Origin of the sequence: Neisseria sp. P0008.S010, assembly GCF_051962715.1 — a bacterium.
GTDB lineage: Bacteria > Pseudomonadota > Gammaproteobacteria > Burkholderiales > Neisseriaceae > Neisseria > Neisseria elongata.
Genome location: NZ_JBQCVA010000001.1, coordinates 99291 through 116169 on the forward strand (window position 1 = coordinate 99291; position 16879 = coordinate 116169).

Below are 16879 nucleotides of genomic sequence, written 5' to 3' on the forward strand. Positions count from 1 at the left end.
TGCAGGCGGTTACAGCAGCCAGCCGCCGTCGTAGTGGCTGAGGAATTCGGCAAATTCGCTTTGCGCGCGGCGGATTTGGGCGTGGTCCTGCGATTCCAGGATGCGTTCGAATATCATGATGCGGTGGCCGATGATCTGCCGTTGGTCGCCGAGGTATTCTTCATACAGGCGTTTGCCTTTTTCCAGCAGGTAAACGTTTTCCTGCTGGTCGCGCGGGTGGATTTTCAGTGCGGCCAGTTTTTTCAGCGAGGCTTGGATTTCTTCTTCGGAAAGGTTTACGCTGTTGTGGCGGAAGGTTTGGTTGGCGGAGATGTCGAACTCGCTGTTGCGGACATCCACGTCCAGCAGGCCGTTGATGTCGTAGCTGAACCGGACGTCGATATACACTTCGCCTTCGGGGCGAGGGGGGATTTTGACGGTTAGGCGGCCGAGTTCGAGGTTGTCTTTGGCGGCAACCGATTCGCCCTGCAAGACGCGAAGTTCGATTTCGGTCTGGTTGTCGGATGCCGTGCTGTAGCGTTCTTCGCGCGATACGGGCACGGGCATGTTGCGTTCGATAATCGGGCTGAAAATGCCGTAGGCGCGTTCGCCGTTGCCCAGGTCGGTGCTGGTTTCGATGCCGAGCGAGAAGGGCATGACGTCGGTTAAAACGACTTCGTCCACGCTTTCGTCGCGCGCGATTAAGGCCGCCTGAACCGCCGCCCCGCGCGCGATGGCTTCGTCGGGATTGACGGAAACGTTGGCGATGCGGCGGAACAGTTGGGCGATGGTTTGGCGGATGAGCGGCATGCGTGTGGCACCGCCGACCAGGATGATGCTGTCGATTTGGTCAGGGTGCAGTCTGGCATCGCGCAGGGCGCGTTCCAGCGGCTGGCGCAGGCGGGTCAGCAGGGGCTTGGCGGCTTCGTAAAATTCGTTGCGGGCAATGACGGCGGAAACGATGCGGCCGCCGACATTGACTGCGATTTCGGCCTGCATTTCTTCGCCCAGTTTCCGTTTTGCGGTTTCCAGTGCCTGCCACAGTTCGCTGCTGTCGCTCAGTTTGGCGCGTTCGGCATCGCTCAGTTCTTTGCATTGGCGCAGGAAGCATTGGCGCAATATCTGTACGAAGTCTTCGCCGCCCAAATGGTTGTCGCCCGCACTGGCGGATACTTGCACCACGCCGTCGAAATAGTCCAAAACGGATACGTCGAACGTGCCGCCGCCCAAGTCGTAAATCAGGAAACGGGTGTCGTCGGGCTTTTCCTGCAGGCCGTAGGCCAGGCCGGCGGCGGTCGGTTCGTTCAGCAGGCGCAGGACGTTCAGTCCGGCCATTTGCGCCGCATTGCGCGTGGCCTGCCGTTGGATGGCGTTGAAATAGGCCGGCACGGTGATGACGGCCTCGTCCACAGGTTCGCCGAGAAACGCTTCCGCGTCTTCTTTCAGATGGCGCAGCAGGAGGGCGGACAGTTCTTCGGCGCGGAAGGTTTTATTGCCGAGTTTGAAGGTTTTGTCCGTGCCCATGAAGCGTTTGAAGGCCGAGGCGGTGGACTGGGGCGCGGTGCGCAGGCGTTCGCGTGCGGCGAGGCCGACCAGGATTTTCCCGTCGTCGCCTATGCTGACGACGGAGGGGGTCAGGAAATGGCCGAGCCGGTTGGGAATTAGGCGGGTTTCGCCGTTGATGAATTGGGCAATCAGGCTGTTGGTGGTGCCCAAGTCGATGCCGATTTGTGCTGTCATGGATGGCTGCCGGAGAAAAAGCGCCATTTTAAATGCGGACAGGCCGTCTGAAAACGTTGTTTCAGGCTGCGGCAGGAAATTTTTGCGTTCCGCCTCATACGGATTCATGGTGATGCCGATATGTGAAACGGGGATTTCTGTTTGGAAACCGCCGTTTTATGTCGGATAAGTGTGGCGAAAAATTGTTTTCAGACGGCCTCAAGCCTGTTTTTCCAATTCCGCCGCGGCCTGTTGCGCCCAAGCCATCGTTTCGGCAAAGGCGGGGCGGGCGGTGTGGCGGTCGATATAGGCGGAGAAAACCGGTTCATCCGTTACGAAAACCGGGGGTATGCCGCGCTTCGGTATGGTGCGGATAAAGTGGATCAGCAGGCCGGTGAAATATACGTCGAGTGCGGAAAAGCGGTCGCCGACGATAAAGTCGTGTTTGGCCAGATGGTCGCGCAGGGTGGCAAAGGCAGTATCGAAATCGCCGTAGCCTATGGCTTTGCGCCGCTCGCTGCTGTCCGGCACGCGGTTGATTTTGTCGGATCCGGCGTATTCGAGGTGGATGGAGAAACACAGCCAGCGGTAGAACTCGCCGCGTGCCAACGAATCGGCGGCCGGAATCAGGTGTTTGTCGGGAAACTGCTCGGCTAGAAAGGTGATGATGGCGGCGGTTTCGGTCAGCACGGTGCCGTCTACTTTGAGTGCGGGAACTTTGCCCATCGGATTGACTGCCAGATAGTCGGCGGATTTCATGGCTTCGCCGAACGGAATCAGTTTGACGTCGTATTGCGCGCCGCATTCTTTCAGCATCCAGACTACGTTGGTGCCGCGGGAATAAGGGTGGGTGTAGAGCGTGAAACGGTGCATGGTGTTTCTCCTGCGGGGTTGAAAAGACCTATGATACAGGCAAGGCGCGTCAATTTTTGTCAGCAGGCTTTTTCAGACGGCCTGTTTTGATGTTTCGTTTTTCGCCATTCCCGCGCAGGCGGGAATTGAGGCCTGCCCGTACGGAAGCCTGCCGAGAAAAAAAGTTTCCCAAATTCCACATCCTGGATTCCCGCCTGCGCGGGAATGACGGGATTCAATCAATAGTCGCATCAAAGATTAAGCAAGCCGGCTATGACGGAACCACGGCGGTCGAAAATCAATACAGGCTCCGGTCTTTCAGACGGCCTGTTACGGCTTTGAGGCCGTCTGAAAAATAGGTTTCTAAATCTCAAATACCGACAAGTCCAAATCTTCCTGCCGCTGCCATTCGCGTAGCAGCACCATGCGCGGAACGGGGAAGGTGTCGCCGATGTTCAGGTTTGACATGCGGTCGGTGCGGAAGTGGCGGAAATCCCGCCGCTTTTCGCACCATGCCGCCAGCAGGCAGGCTTCGGGAAAATAGCCGACCGCCAGCGGTCTGACGCTGCGGCGGGTAGGGCGGCCTTGGGCATCGGTATAGTCGAACGAAAGGATGCGGTTGCCGCGCAGGGCGGTGCGGATGGCGGACAGCGTTTCGCTTTCCTGCGGCGTAAACGGACGGGTTTGGCACGGACGGGGATAAAGTGCCTGCGTGTTGAGGTGTTCCTTTAAATGGCCGGGCAGCACGGCATCGATTTTCGCCAGCACAGATTTGGCGTCGGCGGCCAGGCCGTCGTCTCCGTTTGCGGCCACCCAGCGCATTCCGAATACCAGCGCTTCGATTTCCGGTTTGTCGAACATCAGCGGCGGCAGCCCCAGATCGGTATGTAATACGAAGCCCAGCCCGGCCTCGCCGCGTATGTCGGCGCCTTGCGCGCATAATTGGGCAATATCGCGGTACACCGTGCGCGTGCTCACCGATAACTGCTGCGCCAGCGTTTCGGCGGTAACGGGACCGTGCCGGCGGCGGAGCAGGTCGAGCAGGGTGAGGAGTCGTTGGCTGCGGGGCATGATGAGGCCGTCTGAACGGATAAGGAAAACGGCGGCATGATAAGCCTTTGCCTGTTCGGACGGAAGGGCGGGGCGGCTTTATTTGTGCAGGCCGCATTCCTTGCTGTCTTTGCTTTCCCACCACCAGCGTCCGGCGCGGATGTCTTCATCCCATTTCACCGGACGGGTGCAGGGTTCGCAGCCTATGCTGGGGTAGCCTTGGTTGTAGAGGGCGTTTAACGGCAGGTCGGCGGTTTGCGCATAGGCCCAAACGTCGTCGTCCTGCCAGTCGAAAATCGGGTTGAATTTGGCGATGCCGCGGGCGTGGTCGGTTTCCTCAAACGGCAGGTCTCCGCGCGTAACCGATTGGCTGCGCCGCTGGCCGGTCAGCCAGGCGGGGGCGGCGGCGAGGGCGCGGTTGAGCGGCTTGACTTTTCGGATGTGGCAGCATTGTTTGCGCAATTCTATGCTTTCGTACATTGCGCCCGCGCCGTATTCGGCGACGAAGCGTGCAGCTTCTTCGGGCTGAGGGTAGAAGACGGTGAAGCGGATGTGCGGGTAGCGGCGGCGGACTTGCGCGATCAGTGCACGCGTTTCGGCGTTGAGGCAGCCGGTGTCGAGGGTGATGACGGCAATCGGCAGGTCGGCGGCGGCGATTCGGTGGGTAATGATCATGTCTTCCGCCGCCAGGCTGGAGGCGAAAACGGCTTGGGGGAAGCGTTGCGCGATTTGTTCGAGGCGTTGGTCGAGCAGGCGGATTTTTTCGGGCAATCGGGCCAGTGTGGTTTGGTCGGGCGGCGGCATTTGCCAAAATTTCGGTTTCATGGCGGCGGTATTATTGTTTTTCGGGATAGCCGACATTGTCCCGTCAATTGCGCTGTCGGCGAAGGAACGGTTTTTTATTTGCTTATAACGGAGGGGCCGTCTGAAAGGTCGGTCGATCGGGTTTGGCCGGGGTGATGAATGGTACTTCGGTTTGAATACAGGTTTTGCCCTATTGCCGCTTTGGCAGGGAAACCTGCCACAACGGCCGCAGTGTTTCGGGTTGGCACGGAAGGCGGTAGTGTGATGTTTCTGTTGTACGTTCGGAAGTTTGGCAGGATAGGCGGATTGCTGTTGCGAAATCGGCCGGAAGATGCGGGCATTCGGCGGGAATGGGGCGGGAGATTCGGTTTCGCCTATCGGCGGTTGGTCGGCATGTTTTTTCGGATGCGGTATTTTTCAGACGGCCTTTGAGGCCGTCTGAAAACTTTTCCGGCTTTACAGCAACACTTGCTCCACGCCGCCGTTTTTCGCTTTTTGCACGAAATCGTCCTGCCAGGTTTCGCCCAAGATGCCGCGCGCCATTTCGATGACGATGTAGTCGGCTTTGATGTTGTTGTCTTCTTCGTAGCGGCTCAAACCCTGCATACAGGCCGGGCAGGTGGTGATGATTTTCACCTGTTCGGCGGGCGGGAGCTGCGCCAGGTTTTTCTCGATTTCTTCCTGTTTGCGGAATTTCACCTGGCTGGCGATGTCGGGGCGTTTGGTGGCGAACATGCCCGATTCGCCGCAGCAGCGGTCGCTCAATACCACGTCTTTGCCCAAGAGTTCGCCCGCCAGTTTGGTCGGGTTCATGGTCTTTATCGGCGTGTGGCAGGGGTCGTGGTACAGGTATTGCGTGCCCTGTATGCCTTGCAGTTTCACGCCTTTTTCCAGTAAAAATTCGTGGATGTCGATGATGCGGCAGCCGGGGAAGATTTCTTCGAAGCGGTATTCGGCCAGCGCGTCGTAACACGTTCCGCAGGAGACGACGACGGTTTTGATGTCGAGATAATTCAGGGTGTTGGCCATGCGGTGGAACAGGACGCGGTTGTCGGTAACCATTTTGTCCGCTTTGTCGGCATCGCCGTGGGCGTTTTGCGGGTAGCCGCAGCACAGGTAGCCGGGCGGCAGAACGGTTTGCACGCCGACGTGCCAGAGCATGGCCTGCGTGGCCAGCCCGACTTGGGAGAACAGGCGTTCCGAGCCGCAGCCGGGGAAGTAGAACACGGCTTCGGTATCTTCGGGCAGTTCGGGGTTGCGGATGATGGGGATGTGTTTGTCGCCTTCGATGCCGAGCATGGCGCGGGCGGTTTGCAGCGGCACATGGCGTGGCAGCGGGCGGTTCACGAAGTGGATGACTTGTTCTTTGACGGACGGCTTGCCGACCGTGGTTTTCGGCGCGTTTTTCAGGCTCTCCGCGCCCAAATGCAGTTTTTTCGCCAAATCGTAGCCCATGGTCTGCATTTTGAAGCCCGCCTGAACCACGCCTTTGCGCATCAGGTTGATGGCGCGCGGGTCTTTGGCGTTCAAAAAGGCCAATCCGGCGGATACGGCGGGGTTGAAGTGGCGTTTGCCCGCCTTTCTCAACAGGTTGCGGATGGCCACGGTAACGTCGCCGAAGTCGATATTGACGGGGCAGGGTTTGACGCAGCGGTGGCACACGGTGCAATGGTCGGCCACGTCGTTGAGTTCGTCGAAGTGTTTCAGCGATACGCCGCGTCTGGTTTGTTCTTCGTACAGGAAGGCTTCGGTCAAAAGCCCCACGCCCAGGATTTTGTTGCGCGGGCTGTACAGCAGGTTGGCGCGCGGCACATGAGTGGAGCAGACGGGTTTGCATTTGCCGCAGCGCAGGCAGTCTTTTACCGATTCGGTGATTTTGCCCAAATCGGACTGTTCCATAATCAGCGATTCCGCGCCCAGCAGTTCGAAAGACGGGGTGTAGGCGTGGCGCAAATCCGAGCCTTTCATCAGCTTGCGGCGGTTGAAGCGGCCGTGCGGATCGACTTTGGCCTTGTAGTTCCAGAAGGGCTGCATTTCTTCGTCCGACAGGAATTCGAGTTTGGTGATGCCGATGCCGTGCTCGCCGGAAATCACGCCGTTCAAGCTGCGGGCGATGTTCATAATCCGCGCCACGGCCTTATGCGCGGTTTGCAGCATTTCGTAGTCGTCGGAATTGACGGGGATGTTGGTGTGGACGTTGCCGTCGCCGGCGTGCATATGCAACGCGACGAAGACACGCCCGCGCACGGTTTTGGCGTGGATTTTGCCCAAGCCTTCGATGATTTTGGTGTCGGTTTTGCCGCTGAAGATTTCGGCGAGCGGTTTCATTACGTCGTCTTTGACGGACACACGCAAACGGAAGTCGCGGAAGGCGGTGAAACAGCTCTCGTCGTCTTTGGCTTCGGGCGCGGCATGGACGGCTGAGCCGTAGCGGGCTTTGTAGTCGGCAAGTGGCGTATCGAGATTGGCGAGCAACCAGTTCCAACGCGCTTTAACGGCGCAAACGTGGGCAAGGGCGTGTTTGCCGCGTTCGCCCAAAAGTTCGGCGGTCGGCAGGTCCGTGCCCATTTTGTCGATGGGGAGTTTGCCGGAAAGATATTGCTCCAATGCGGCGCAGAGGGTGAGTTTGTTTTGGATGGAAAGCTCGATGTTGATGCGTTCGATACCGTCCGAATACTCGCCCAGCCGTTCCAGCGGAATCACCACGTCTTCGTTGATTTTAAAGGCGTTGGTGTGTTTGGCGATGGCGGCGGTGCGGCTACGGTCGAGCCAGAAGGTTTTGCGCGCTTCGGGCGACACGGCGATAAAGCCTTCGCCGTCGCGGGCGCGGGCAAGTTCGCAGATGTGTTCGGCGGCTGCCTCTACGGCGGCTTCGTCGTCGGAAACCACGTCTGCCAGCAAGACCATTTTCGGCCGTCCTTTACCCGCCGCTTTGGTGGCGTAACCGACGGCGCGGACATAACGCCAGTCCAAATGTTCCAAACCCGCCAGCCGCACGCTGTCGTGAGCGAGCAGGAAATCGCGGATTTCGACAATAGAAGGCGTGGCGGTGGCGACCGTGCCGAAAAACTCCATACACACGGTGCGCGTGTATTTCGGCATTTTGTGCAACACGAAGGCGACGCTGGTGATGATGCCGTCCGTGCCTTCTTTCTGCACGCCGGGCAGGCCGCTCAAGAATTTGTCGGTAACGTCTTTGCCCAAACCGACTTTGCGGAATTTGTGGCCGGGGATTTTCAAGCGTTCGGTTTTAACGACATTGAGGCCGTCTGAATCCAGCGTGTGAACGTCGAACACGGCGGTTTCTTCGTCATGGATTTTGCCGAAATTGTGGCGCACGCGCTCGATGCGCAGCCATTCGCCCTGCGGGTTGACCATCTGCCAGTAGGCGAGGTTGTCCAACGCCGTCCCCCACAACACGGCTTTTTTGCCGCCCGCGTTCATCGCCACATTGCCGCCCACGCAGGACGCATCGGCGGAAGTCGGATCAACGGCAAACACCAAACCTGCCTGATGCGCGGTTTCTTCCACCCGCCGCGTAACCACGCCCGCGCCGCAATGGATAATCGGATGCTTGCCGTCCAAGCCCGCCAGTTCGACAAACTCCACGCCGCGATGTTTGTCCAGCTTTTCCGTATTGATGACCGCGCTCATGGCATCCAAAGGCACGGCACCACCGGTATAACCCGTGCCGCCGCCGCGCGGGATAATCGTCAAATCCAACTCAATCAGCGCGCGCACCAAGGGCGCGATTTCGGCTTCCGTGTCGGGATTGACGACGACAAAAGGATATTCGACGCGCCAGTCGGTCGCATCGGTAACGTGCGTTACCCGCGCCAGTCCGTCGAACATAATATTGTGTTTTTTCGTATGCTTGGACAGCTTGGCCAAAATCTGCGCCCGCTTTTTGCGCGTGGCTTCAAAACTGCCGTCGAAGGCGGACACGGCGTTTTCCGCCGCCTGCAAAAGCTCGCCCACCTGCGGGTCGTCGTCGCGCCGCTTTTGGATTTCGTTCAAACGGTGGCGCATTTCGCGCACCAGGGCTTCGCGGCGATGGGTGTGTTCGAGCAGGTCGTCCACCAGATAAGGATTGCGCACCACCGCCCAAATATCGCCCAACACTTCAAACAGCATCCGCGCCGAACGCCCCGTTTTGCGCCGTCCGCGCAAATCTTCCAGCGTCTGCCAAGCCTTTTCGCCCAACAGCCGGCCGACGATTTCCCGGTCGGAATAAGAAGTGTAGTTGTAGGGGATTTCGCGGATGCGTTGTTGTGTGGCAGTCGTCATGGTTTGGTGTCCGTGTTGCGGCATTTGCCGTCGTTTTGTTATTGAGGCCGTCTGAAAGCCCGGCCGGATTTGTGATGGTTTGTAATGTAATGTAACTTCAATGTTATTTCAAGTCTAAACTGTAGACAATCCGCTTGTTTGCAATGAGGGCGGACGAAAGCGGGGCAGGGAAAATACCGCTTGGTGTTTTGCCGCAATACGGTTATAATCCGCGCCTTCCTTATGGCGGGTCTCCCCGCATGGTGAGTTGGAGCAACGGGTCAGGGGCGGAAGCCAGCAGCCCACTCTGATAAGTCAGTGCCGGGGGTTAGGCTCGCCGCCCTATCAAAAAACACCGAACATTTCCATGTTCGGTGTTTTGCTTTTGCGGCCGTCTGAAAAGTTTCAGACAGCCTTTAATCCAGCCAGCGGAATGCGCGTTCCAATTCTGCCGCGCCGTTTTCCCAATAACAGCGGCCATGCGCTAAGATAATTTTTTCAGGCTGCCATGCTTTGATGGCGGCAAGGCTGGCACGGGCGGCGGCGCGGTCGGTAAACGTGGCGCGCATATCAATGGGCGCTTTTCCGTCAGGGTCGGTATTGCCGGCCAGCTTCATTACACTGCGCCAAAACCAGTTCATTTTGTCGGTTTCAAAATTCTCTATCAAATCCGTCAGTATCAGTGTTTTGCTGGCGCGGTGGAAAAACACGGCTTCCTGCATCACTTTGCTGCCGCCGAAAATATGCTGGGCAATGTCTGCCGACCAATCTTCCGGCGCGGTATCCGCCAAATCTTTATCGAAGCAGACGGTAATCTTCTGCTTTGCAGCGCGTTCGCGAACGTTGGGGCTGGCCCATGCGGCTGCCTGCGGATAACGTTTTTTCCACGCGCCGATGTGTGCGTAGTGGATATAGTTGGGGGAAACCAGATGGCGCACCTCGCCGAGTGCGTCAATTTGCCGGAACAACTGCTCGTCAGGCGCAATCGGGGAATGACACCACAAGCTGCCGTCTGACAGCCGCACAATGGTCATGCGTGTGGAAAACGGAACTTTGGCCACCACCATATCCATGTGGATAATGCCGCCGTCTGCTATCCAAATATTGTCGGCAACGGGTTTTAGCGTATTAAGCGGTTGATAGAGCGGGACGGAAGTGTTTGTCATGGGTTACTTTCGTTTTGATAGAATTTCGGATACAGGATGGTTGGGGATAAATTTTTACTTTCAGACGGCCTTTGGGTAGATGCCTGATTCGAAAATCCGATATACGGCTACTGATTTAGAATACTCCTTTACGCCTGCTGCCCGATAATATGCACATCGCGCTGCGGGAATGGGATGTTGATTTTTGCGGCGCGCAGGTTTTCCACCACCTGCTCGTTCAGCCCGAAGCGGAACGCGCCCAAATTGGCCTCGTTCGTCCATGCCCACAGTGTGATTTCAATGGCGCTGTCGCCCAGATTGGTCACGTGTGCCACGGCTTCCCGGCCTGCTGTCTGCACACACAGCGGATGTTCGGTGGCGGCTTTCAGCACAGCGGCTTTGGCGGCTTTTAAATCGCAGGCGTAATCCACACCCACCACCACTTGGGCACGGCACAGCGGATCGGAAGAGCGGTTTACAATGCTGTTGCTCATCACCACGCTGTTGGGCAGGATAACTTCTTCGTTGTCCGGTGTGATCAATGCAGTCTGCACCATTTTGATTTCACTCACAAAGCCTTCAAAGCCGTTCACTTTGATGAAATCGCCCACTTTGAACGGGCGGAACAGGATAATCAGCGCGCCGGCAGCAAAGTTCGACAGTTGGTCTTTCAGCGACAGGGCGACCGCCAATCCCGCGCCGCCGATTAAGGCAGTAACCGATGTGGTGGGGATGCCCAGTTTGCCCAGTGCGGCGATGATGACGAGGATAAGCAAACCGATATTGGCCACGTTGCCGAGGAAGCTGACCAGCGTCCTATCCACTTTGGCACGGGTCAGCGTGGCCTTCATCAGGATGACGAGATAGGTAACGATCCATTTGCCGATAAGGAAAATGGCCAGAGCGGCCAGAAGGTTGGTGCCGAACGACATACCCATTTCGGCCAACCGCTGCCAGCCGGAAAGGGAAGAGAGTTGGTCTAGGTTGATGTCCATATTGTTCATATAGTGTTACTCCATTGATGTGTATTGAGAATTTCTGATGCTGTGCAGTTTCAGGCTGCCTTTGGCGGCGGAATGCCTGCGCGTTTTGTTTTTCAGGCAGCCTGAAAACGCGTGGGCAGCCGGTGCCCGCCTTACAAAAATCCCTGTTGTTGCCAGACTGTGTCGGGCGGCGACTGCATATACGTCCGCACAAAATCAAAGAAATCGCGGCTGATTTCAAAATGTCCGTAACGCAGCATAGCGGCGTATTTTTTCCATTCGGGATGCGTGCGGATGATGTCTATCGGGCAGTTGCGGCGGGTTTCGGCATAGTCCACATTGCGGCGGAAGGGGATGAAGGTCTCGCTCATTTGGAACGGATAGGCGGTATCGTCCGTAATTTGACCGAATGCGGTAAAGGCTTGCAGTTTTTCCGCGTCGTCCATGCGGATTTTCGGGCTGTAATAAAGCAGCCAGTCGCCGCGCTTCATGCGGTTGAGCGGTGCGGCTTTGCCGTGGCACACTTGGCAGAACCCGCCTGCCACGCCGCGCAGGACGTGTTCTTGGGATACGGTGCCAATCCAATATTTCGTCATTATTGTCTTTCTATCGGTTGCGGATTTGAAGCAGCCTGCACTTGGATTTTCCGAAAGTGCAGGCTGCTTTTTGGGGTTTCAGACGGCATTCAGGCTGCTTGAAAACGCCTATCCTACCCTACGCGCCGCTGCCCAATGCCAGCCGCATCACCGACACGGTTTCGCCGTTATGCGGCCGCGTTTCAATTTCGCGCCAGCCGTATTTGGCGTACACCGCCTGCACGTCGGGCGTGTAAAGATAGAGTTCGGGCAGGCCGAGCCGCTGCGCTTCAATCAGGGCGTGTTCCATCAGATGCCTGCCCACGCCGCGCCCGCGTGCTTCGGGCAGCACGAACACGTCGCCCAGCCAGTATTCGTATTGCGGCAGCGCGGCGATGTCGTGCCGTTTCAGTGCGGCCGAACCGAGCAGTCGCCCACCGTCCACCGCCAGCCAGGCAAGCAGCAGGTCATTGTCTTCCAAGCAGCGGGCGTAATAGGTGCGGATTTTTTTCACGTTCTGCCACGGGGCGAAATCGTGTCATTCGGCGTGCAGGGCGTGGGCGAGGGTGTCGATGTGCTGCAGCTGTTCCGCTAGCGGGACGATATTTATCGGCGAGGTGGTCTCCAAGGGCTTTCAGGCTACCTGAAAACGGTGTGGGTTATGCCGCGTGGGCAGAAGTATTCTGTCTGATAAAGTCCAGCAACATTGCACCGACATCGTCCTGCGGGCCGCCGATGCTTAATGCTGTGGAAAGGTGGTTGTGGTGCGGCAGTTCGCGTAAGTCGGCCTGCGGGCAGGCATCGCGCAAAGCCTGCGCCTGCTGCCGGAACAACGGCGGGTCGTATTGCGAGACGGTGTAAAGCGCGGGCACGCGGATTCGGCCGAGTTGCGGCAGATTGCCGGTGCGTTCGGACGGCGCGCCGTAATAGGCACTGATGCCCGGGTGCGTGCCTGCTGACGGCGGGTCGTAAATCCCCGAAAACATGATTACGCCTGCAACCGGCAGCGGCACGTTTTGGCGTTGCCCGAAGGCGAGTGCATCGGCAACATGGGCCGCGCCTGCGGACTGCCCGACAAGCCAAATCCGCGCATCGGGCCGTTCGCGGTGCAGCAGGCCGACAACGCTGGTAATGTCGTCCCGTGCATCAGGATAGGGATAGTCGGGGGCAAGGCGGTAGTCGGGAACGACGGCCTGCATTCCACTGGCTTCCGCCCATGCGCCGATATTGGCGAAAAACGGGCTGTCGGGGTTGCCTTTGCTGCCGGCAACAAAGCCGCCGCCGTGTATATAGACGATGATGTCCGATTTGTCGGGCAGGCCGTAGCGGTCGAATTTCTGGTGTTTGTGCCCACCGTAGGCAAGGTCGCGCCGGACGTGTTCGGGCGAAGGGGCTGTGGGGGCAAACAGTTGGTAGGTTGCTGCAACAAATTCTGGGGAGAGGCTGCCGCCGTGTATCCGGTCTAAGGCGGCGATTTGGGTTTGCTGTTCGGGAGTCATGGGATTCTTTCGGGTGGGTGGGGACAGGGTTTCAGGTTGCCTGAAAAACCTTACTCGTCTTCGGTCAGGTGCCAGACGAAACCGGAGAAGCTGTCTGCAATGTATTCTTCCGTCAAATCGTCCTGATAGATATTGATGACGAGTGGTTCGCCGTTTGCGCCGGTGTTGCGGTAGTCCAGCGCGAAAAAGCTGTGTCCGTTGTCTTCTTGGGCGAAAAAGTGCAGGCTGCTTTTTAGGTTTCAGACGACCTACGATACCGTATGGCCGTCTGAAAATCTTTATTGTCGCACTGTTTTACCGTTCGATTTGCGATACGTCGCGCACCGCGCCTTTGTCGGCGGAAGTCGCCATTGCGCCGTAAGCGCGCAGGGCGGCGGAGACGTAGCGGTCGCGGTTTTCCGGTTTCCACGCTTTGCTGCCGCGCGCTTCCATTTCGGCTCGGCGGGCGGCTAGCTTTTCGTCGGACACTTTCAGGTTGATGCTGCGGTTAGGGATGTCGATTTCAATCGTGTCACCTTCGTGTACTAAACCGATTGCGCCGCCTTCTGCCGCTTCAGGTGAAGCGTGGCCGATAGACAGGCCGGAAGTACCGCCGGAGAAGCGGCCGTCGGTCAGCAGGGCGCAGGCTTTGCCCAAACCTTTGGATTTCAGGTAAGAAGTCGGATACAGCATTTCTTGCATGCCCGGGCCGCCTTTAGGGCCTTCGTAGCGGATGATGACGATATCGCCTGCCACGATTTGGTTGCCCAAAATGCCTTCAACGGCGGCTTCTTGGCTTTCAAACACGCGGGCGCGGCCGGTGAATTTGAGGATACTCTCGTCCACGCCTGCGGTTTTCACCACGCAGCCGCGTTCGGCGATGTTGCCGAAGAGTACCGCTAAACCGCCGTCTTGCGAATAGGCGTGTTCGACGTTGCGGATGCAGCCTTTTTCGCGGTCGAGGTCGAGGGTTTTCCACATGCGGTTTTGCGAGAACGCTTGGGTGGTGCGCACGCCGCCGGGGGCGGCTTTGAAGCGTTCGATGGCGTGGGTGTTTTCGGGATTGGTCACGTCCCATTTTTCAATCGCGTCTTTCAGCGTCGGTGCGTGGATGGTGTACACGTCAGTGTGCAGTTTGCCCGCTTTGTCCAATTCTTTCAGGATGGCGAAGATGCCGCCGGCGCGGTGCACGTCTTCCATGTAGTAGTCGTGGTTGTTGGGCGCGGTTTTGCAGATGCAGGGCACGACGCGGCTCAGGCGGTCGATGTCGGCCATTTTGAAATCCACGCCCGCTTCGTTGGCGACGGCGAGCAAGTGCAGGATGGTGTTGGTGGAGCCGCCCATGGCGATGTCCATGGTCATGGCGTTTTCAAACGCTTTTTTGGTGGCGATGCTGCGCGGCAGCACGGTTTCGTCGTTTTGTTCGTAATAGCGTTTGGTGATTTCGACAATCATGCGGCCGGCTTCGAGGAACAATTCTTTGCGGCCGGCGTGGGTGGCGAGGTAGGAGCCGTTGCCGGGCAGGGACAGGCCGAGCGCTTCGGTCAGGCAGTTCATGGAGTTGGCGGTGAACATGCCGGAGCAGGAGCCGCAGGTCGGGCAGGCGTTTTGTTCGACTTCTTCGACCTGTTGGTTGCTGACATTGTCGTCCGCCGATTCAATCATGGCGTCAATCAAGTCCAAGCGGCGTTCGGGCTGGATGTTGGCCACGCCGATGACCTTGCCCGCTTCCATCGGACCGCCGGAAACAAAGATGGTCGGGATGTTCAGGCGCATGGCGGCAATCAGCATTCCAGGGGTGATTTTGTCGCAGTTGGAAATGCACACCAGCGCGTCGGCGCAGTGGGCGTTGACCATGTATTCGATGGAGTCGGCAATCAAATCGCGGCTGGGCAGGGAGTACAGCATGCCGCTGTGTCCCATGGCGATGCCGTCGTCGATGGCGATGGTGTTGAATTCTTTGGCGATTGCGCCCGCTTTTTCAATTTCGCGGGCAACCAGTTGGCCCATGTTGTGCAAGTGGACATGGCCGGGTACGAATTGGGTGAACGAGTTGGCAACGGCGATGATGGGCTTGCCGAAGTCGGTTTCCATCACGCCGGTGGCGCGCCACAATGCGCGTGCACCCGCCATATTGCGGCCGTGGGTGGAGGTTTTGGAGCGGTAGTCTGGCATTTTTGTATTCCTTTGATTGGCTGGTGTTTGGAGAAGGCCGTCTGAAAAGGTCTCGGTTGGTACAACCTCGGTTTCAGACGGCCTTTGCTGTCGGTATTTTATATGAAATGCAGCATGATAAGAAATGCTGCGGGACGGGGAAGGAGGCCGTCTGAAAAATCCTGCGGCGGTTCGGAGGCGGGTTTTCAGACGGCCTCGATTGGCGGATGGGTTTATTCGTCCGATTCTGCCAATTTGTCCAATTCGTCCATACGCGGCTCGACGAGGCGTTTGCCTTCATCTTGCAATTCTTGCGATACGGGGTTGCCGTGGATGTCCACGACGGTTGTTTTGTCTGTTGCCTTATCATGGCGGAAGGTATACATCAGGCTGCCGTCCGGGCGGTAAAACTTGGATTCGATTCCGGTGTTTTGCTGATATTTGAAGTGGTGGAGCAGCTTGCCGTTTTCTCCGTAGACGGCGTGGCTGCTACTTCTTTGGGTGCCGTAGTTATGGCTGATCAGACGGTCTTTGAGGTCGTATGTCCATTCTTCGACGACGCGGCCGTTTTCATATAGGCCTATGCTTTGCAGACGGCCTTTACGGCTGTAAAAGGCCATTTTGCCGTTCAACCCGATTTCGAGCGGGGTGGACAGCTTCAATTTTTGATCGTCGGGAATGATGACGGGGGAAATTTGGCGTGCGCCGTTGTCTTGGTAAAAGTCTTGGATAACGGCCCGGCCTTCGGCGGTGCGCCCCAGCAGCATGCGGTAGTAGCCGCCTTTTGCAGGCTTGGCACTCTCTCGGTGATTGTTGTCGTAGTAGGCGATAATTTGCCGTTCGGGATTGCTGATTTGGCTGACGATGGTGTTGTCGCTTTCAAATTTGGCAATCGTAAACAGGTCAGTTTGCGGTTTCGGGACGATGCTGCCGCAGGCATTCAGGAGGAGTGCGGCAGTAAGGGTGGGAAGCAGGATTTTGATGTTCATGTTTAGCCTTTTCGTCGTTAGGTTTCGGGTGAGGTGCAGGCCGTTTGAAAACGGGAGGGCGGCGTTTTTTTCACGGGGTTTTGTTTTCAGACGGCCTCGATTGGTGGATGGGTTTAGTTGTCCAATTTTTCCAATTCGTCCAATTCATCCATGCGCGGCCTGAGGAAGCGTTCGGCTTCGTCTTGCAATTCTTGCGAAGCGGGCCGGCCGCGGGCATCCAAGATGACCGTGCTGTCTTCACTTACGTCGTATCTGATGGTGTATATCAGGCTGCCGTCGGGGCGATAATACGCTGAAGAACCGGTATCTTCTTGAAATGTGAAGCTGTGGAGCAGCTTGCCGTTTTCACCGTAGGTGAGGATGCTGCTGTCGCCCGATGGAGTGGTGGAAGTGTGGTTGATCAGGCGGTTTTTGAGGTCGTATCGCCATTCTTCGACGGCAAGGCCGTTTTTATAGCGGCTTATGCGTTTCAGACGGCCTTCGCGGCTGTAAAAGGCTATTTTGCCGTTCAAGCCGATGTCGAACGGATCGGCCAGCTTCAATTTTTTATCGTCGGGAATGATGAAGGGGGAACTTTGGCGTGCGCCGTTGTCTTGATAAAAATCTTGGACAACGGCCCGGCCTTCGGCTGTGCGGCCCAGTAGCATGCGGTAGTAGCCGCCTTTGGCAGGCTTGGCCTTTTTTCGGAATTCGCCGTCGTAGTAGGCGATAATCCGTTGTTCGGGTTTGCTGATTTGGCTGACGATGCTGTTGTCACTTTCGAATTCGGCAATCGTCAGCAGGTTGCTTTGCGGTTTCGGGACGCTGCCGCAGGCACTTAGGAAGAAGGCGGTGGTTAAGGCGGGAAGCAGGATTTTGATGTTCATGTTCGGCCTCTTTGTCGGT

At 57.4% G+C, this 16879-nt stretch carries 13 protein-coding genes, 1 other RNA gene and 1 pseudogene; 2 read left to right on the top strand and 13 right to left on the bottom strand.

Annotated elements, in window-relative coordinates; translation table 11 throughout:
- Window positions 1-9: 9 nt before the first annotated feature.
- The 5 genes from ACTHSL_RS00545 to ACTHSL_RS00565 all read right to left on the bottom strand — a co-directional run bounded on the left by ACTHSL_RS00545 (window position 10) and on the right by ACTHSL_RS00565 (window position 8691).
- Window positions 10-1719: a molecular chaperone HscC gene (locus ACTHSL_RS00545; RefSeq protein ID WP_440379983.1), complete on the bottom strand. Its 1710-nt coding sequence runs from the start codon at window positions 1717-1719 to the stop codon at window positions 10-12.
- Between the two features lie 198 nt (window positions 1720-1917).
- Window positions 1918-2571 carry a glutathione S-transferase family protein gene (locus tag ACTHSL_RS00550; protein WP_440379937.1) on the bottom strand — a complete coding sequence of 218 codons (654 nt, stop codon included), beginning with the start codon at window positions 2569-2571 and terminating at the stop codon, window positions 1918-1920.
- A 342-nt stretch (window positions 2572-2913) separates the two neighbouring features.
- A complete protein-coding gene (locus tag ACTHSL_RS00555) occupies window positions 2914-3621 on the bottom strand; it encodes a helix-turn-helix transcriptional regulator (protein ID WP_440379938.1) in 708 nt (235 codons plus the stop codon).
- A 78-nt stretch (window positions 3622-3699) separates the two neighbouring features.
- Window positions 3700-4425 (bottom strand): phosphoadenylyl-sulfate reductase, encoded by a 726-nt coding sequence (locus ACTHSL_RS00560; protein ID WP_440379939.1) that lies wholly within the window; start codon window positions 4423-4425, stop codon window positions 3700-3702.
- Window positions 4426-4860: 435 nt separating this feature from the next.
- Window positions 4861-8691: a DUF3683 domain-containing protein gene (locus ACTHSL_RS00565; RefSeq protein ID WP_440379984.1), complete on the bottom strand. Its 3831-nt coding sequence runs from the start codon at window positions 8689-8691 to the stop codon at window positions 4861-4863.
- Window positions 8692-8915: 224 nt separating this feature from the next.
- Here ACTHSL_RS00565 and ffs point away from each other — a divergent pair.
- An RNA gene (gene ffs / locus ACTHSL_RS00570) (signal recognition particle sRNA small type) lies at window positions 8916-9012 on the top strand.
- A 74-nt stretch (window positions 9013-9086) separates the two neighbouring features.
- Here the strand turns inward: ffs and ACTHSL_RS00575 are convergent.
- The 5 genes and pseudogenes from ACTHSL_RS00575 to ACTHSL_RS00595 form a co-directional block, all read right to left on the bottom strand.
- Window positions 9087-9836 carry a DUF4336 domain-containing protein gene (locus ACTHSL_RS00575; protein ID WP_440379940.1) on the bottom strand — a complete coding sequence of 250 codons (750 nt, stop codon included), beginning with the start codon at window positions 9834-9836 and terminating at the stop codon, window positions 9087-9089.
- Between the two features lie 128 nt (window positions 9837-9964).
- Window positions 9965-10819: a mechanosensitive ion channel family protein gene (locus ACTHSL_RS00580; protein ID WP_440379941.1), complete on the bottom strand. Its 855-nt coding sequence runs from the start codon at window positions 10817-10819 to the stop codon at window positions 9965-9967.
- A gap of 131 nt (window positions 10820-10950) precedes the next feature.
- Window positions 10951-11394 (bottom strand): EVE domain-containing protein, encoded by a 444-nt coding sequence (locus tag ACTHSL_RS00585; RefSeq protein ID WP_440379942.1) that lies wholly within the window; start codon window positions 11392-11394, stop codon window positions 10951-10953.
- A gap of 118 nt (window positions 11395-11512) precedes the next feature.
- Window positions 11513-11956: pseudogene (locus ACTHSL_RS00590) on the bottom strand (GNAT family N-acetyltransferase).
- Between the two features lie 76 nt (window positions 11957-12032).
- A complete protein-coding gene (locus ACTHSL_RS00595) occupies window positions 12033-12872 on the bottom strand; it encodes an alpha/beta hydrolase (protein ID WP_440379943.1) in 840 nt (279 codons plus the stop codon).
- Between the two features lie 68 nt (window positions 12873-12940).
- Here ACTHSL_RS00595 and ACTHSL_RS00600 point away from each other — a divergent pair, with 68 nt between their 5' ends.
- Window positions 12941-13108 (top strand): hypothetical protein, encoded by a 168-nt coding sequence (locus tag ACTHSL_RS00600; RefSeq protein ID WP_440379944.1) that lies wholly within the window; start codon window positions 12941-12943, stop codon window positions 13106-13108.
- A gap of 58 nt (window positions 13109-13166) precedes the next feature.
- Here ACTHSL_RS00600 and ilvD read toward each other — a convergent pair whose 3' ends face one another.
- From ilvD to ACTHSL_RS00615, 3 genes are all read right to left on the bottom strand, one after another.
- Window positions 13167-15026, bottom strand: a complete 1860-nt coding sequence (gene ilvD, locus ACTHSL_RS00605) for a dihydroxy-acid dehydratase (protein ID WP_440379945.1) — start codon at window positions 15024-15026, stop codon at window positions 13167-13169.
- Between the two features lie 212 nt (window positions 15027-15238).
- Window positions 15239-15994: a hypothetical protein gene (locus ACTHSL_RS00610; RefSeq protein ID WP_440379946.1), complete on the bottom strand. Its 756-nt coding sequence runs from the start codon at window positions 15992-15994 to the stop codon at window positions 15239-15241.
- Window positions 15995-16107: 113 nt separating this feature from the next.
- Window positions 16108-16860, bottom strand: a complete 753-nt coding sequence (locus ACTHSL_RS00615; protein ID WP_440379947.1) for a hypothetical protein — start codon at window positions 16858-16860, stop codon at window positions 16108-16110.
- Window positions 16861-16879 lie beyond the last annotated feature (19 nt).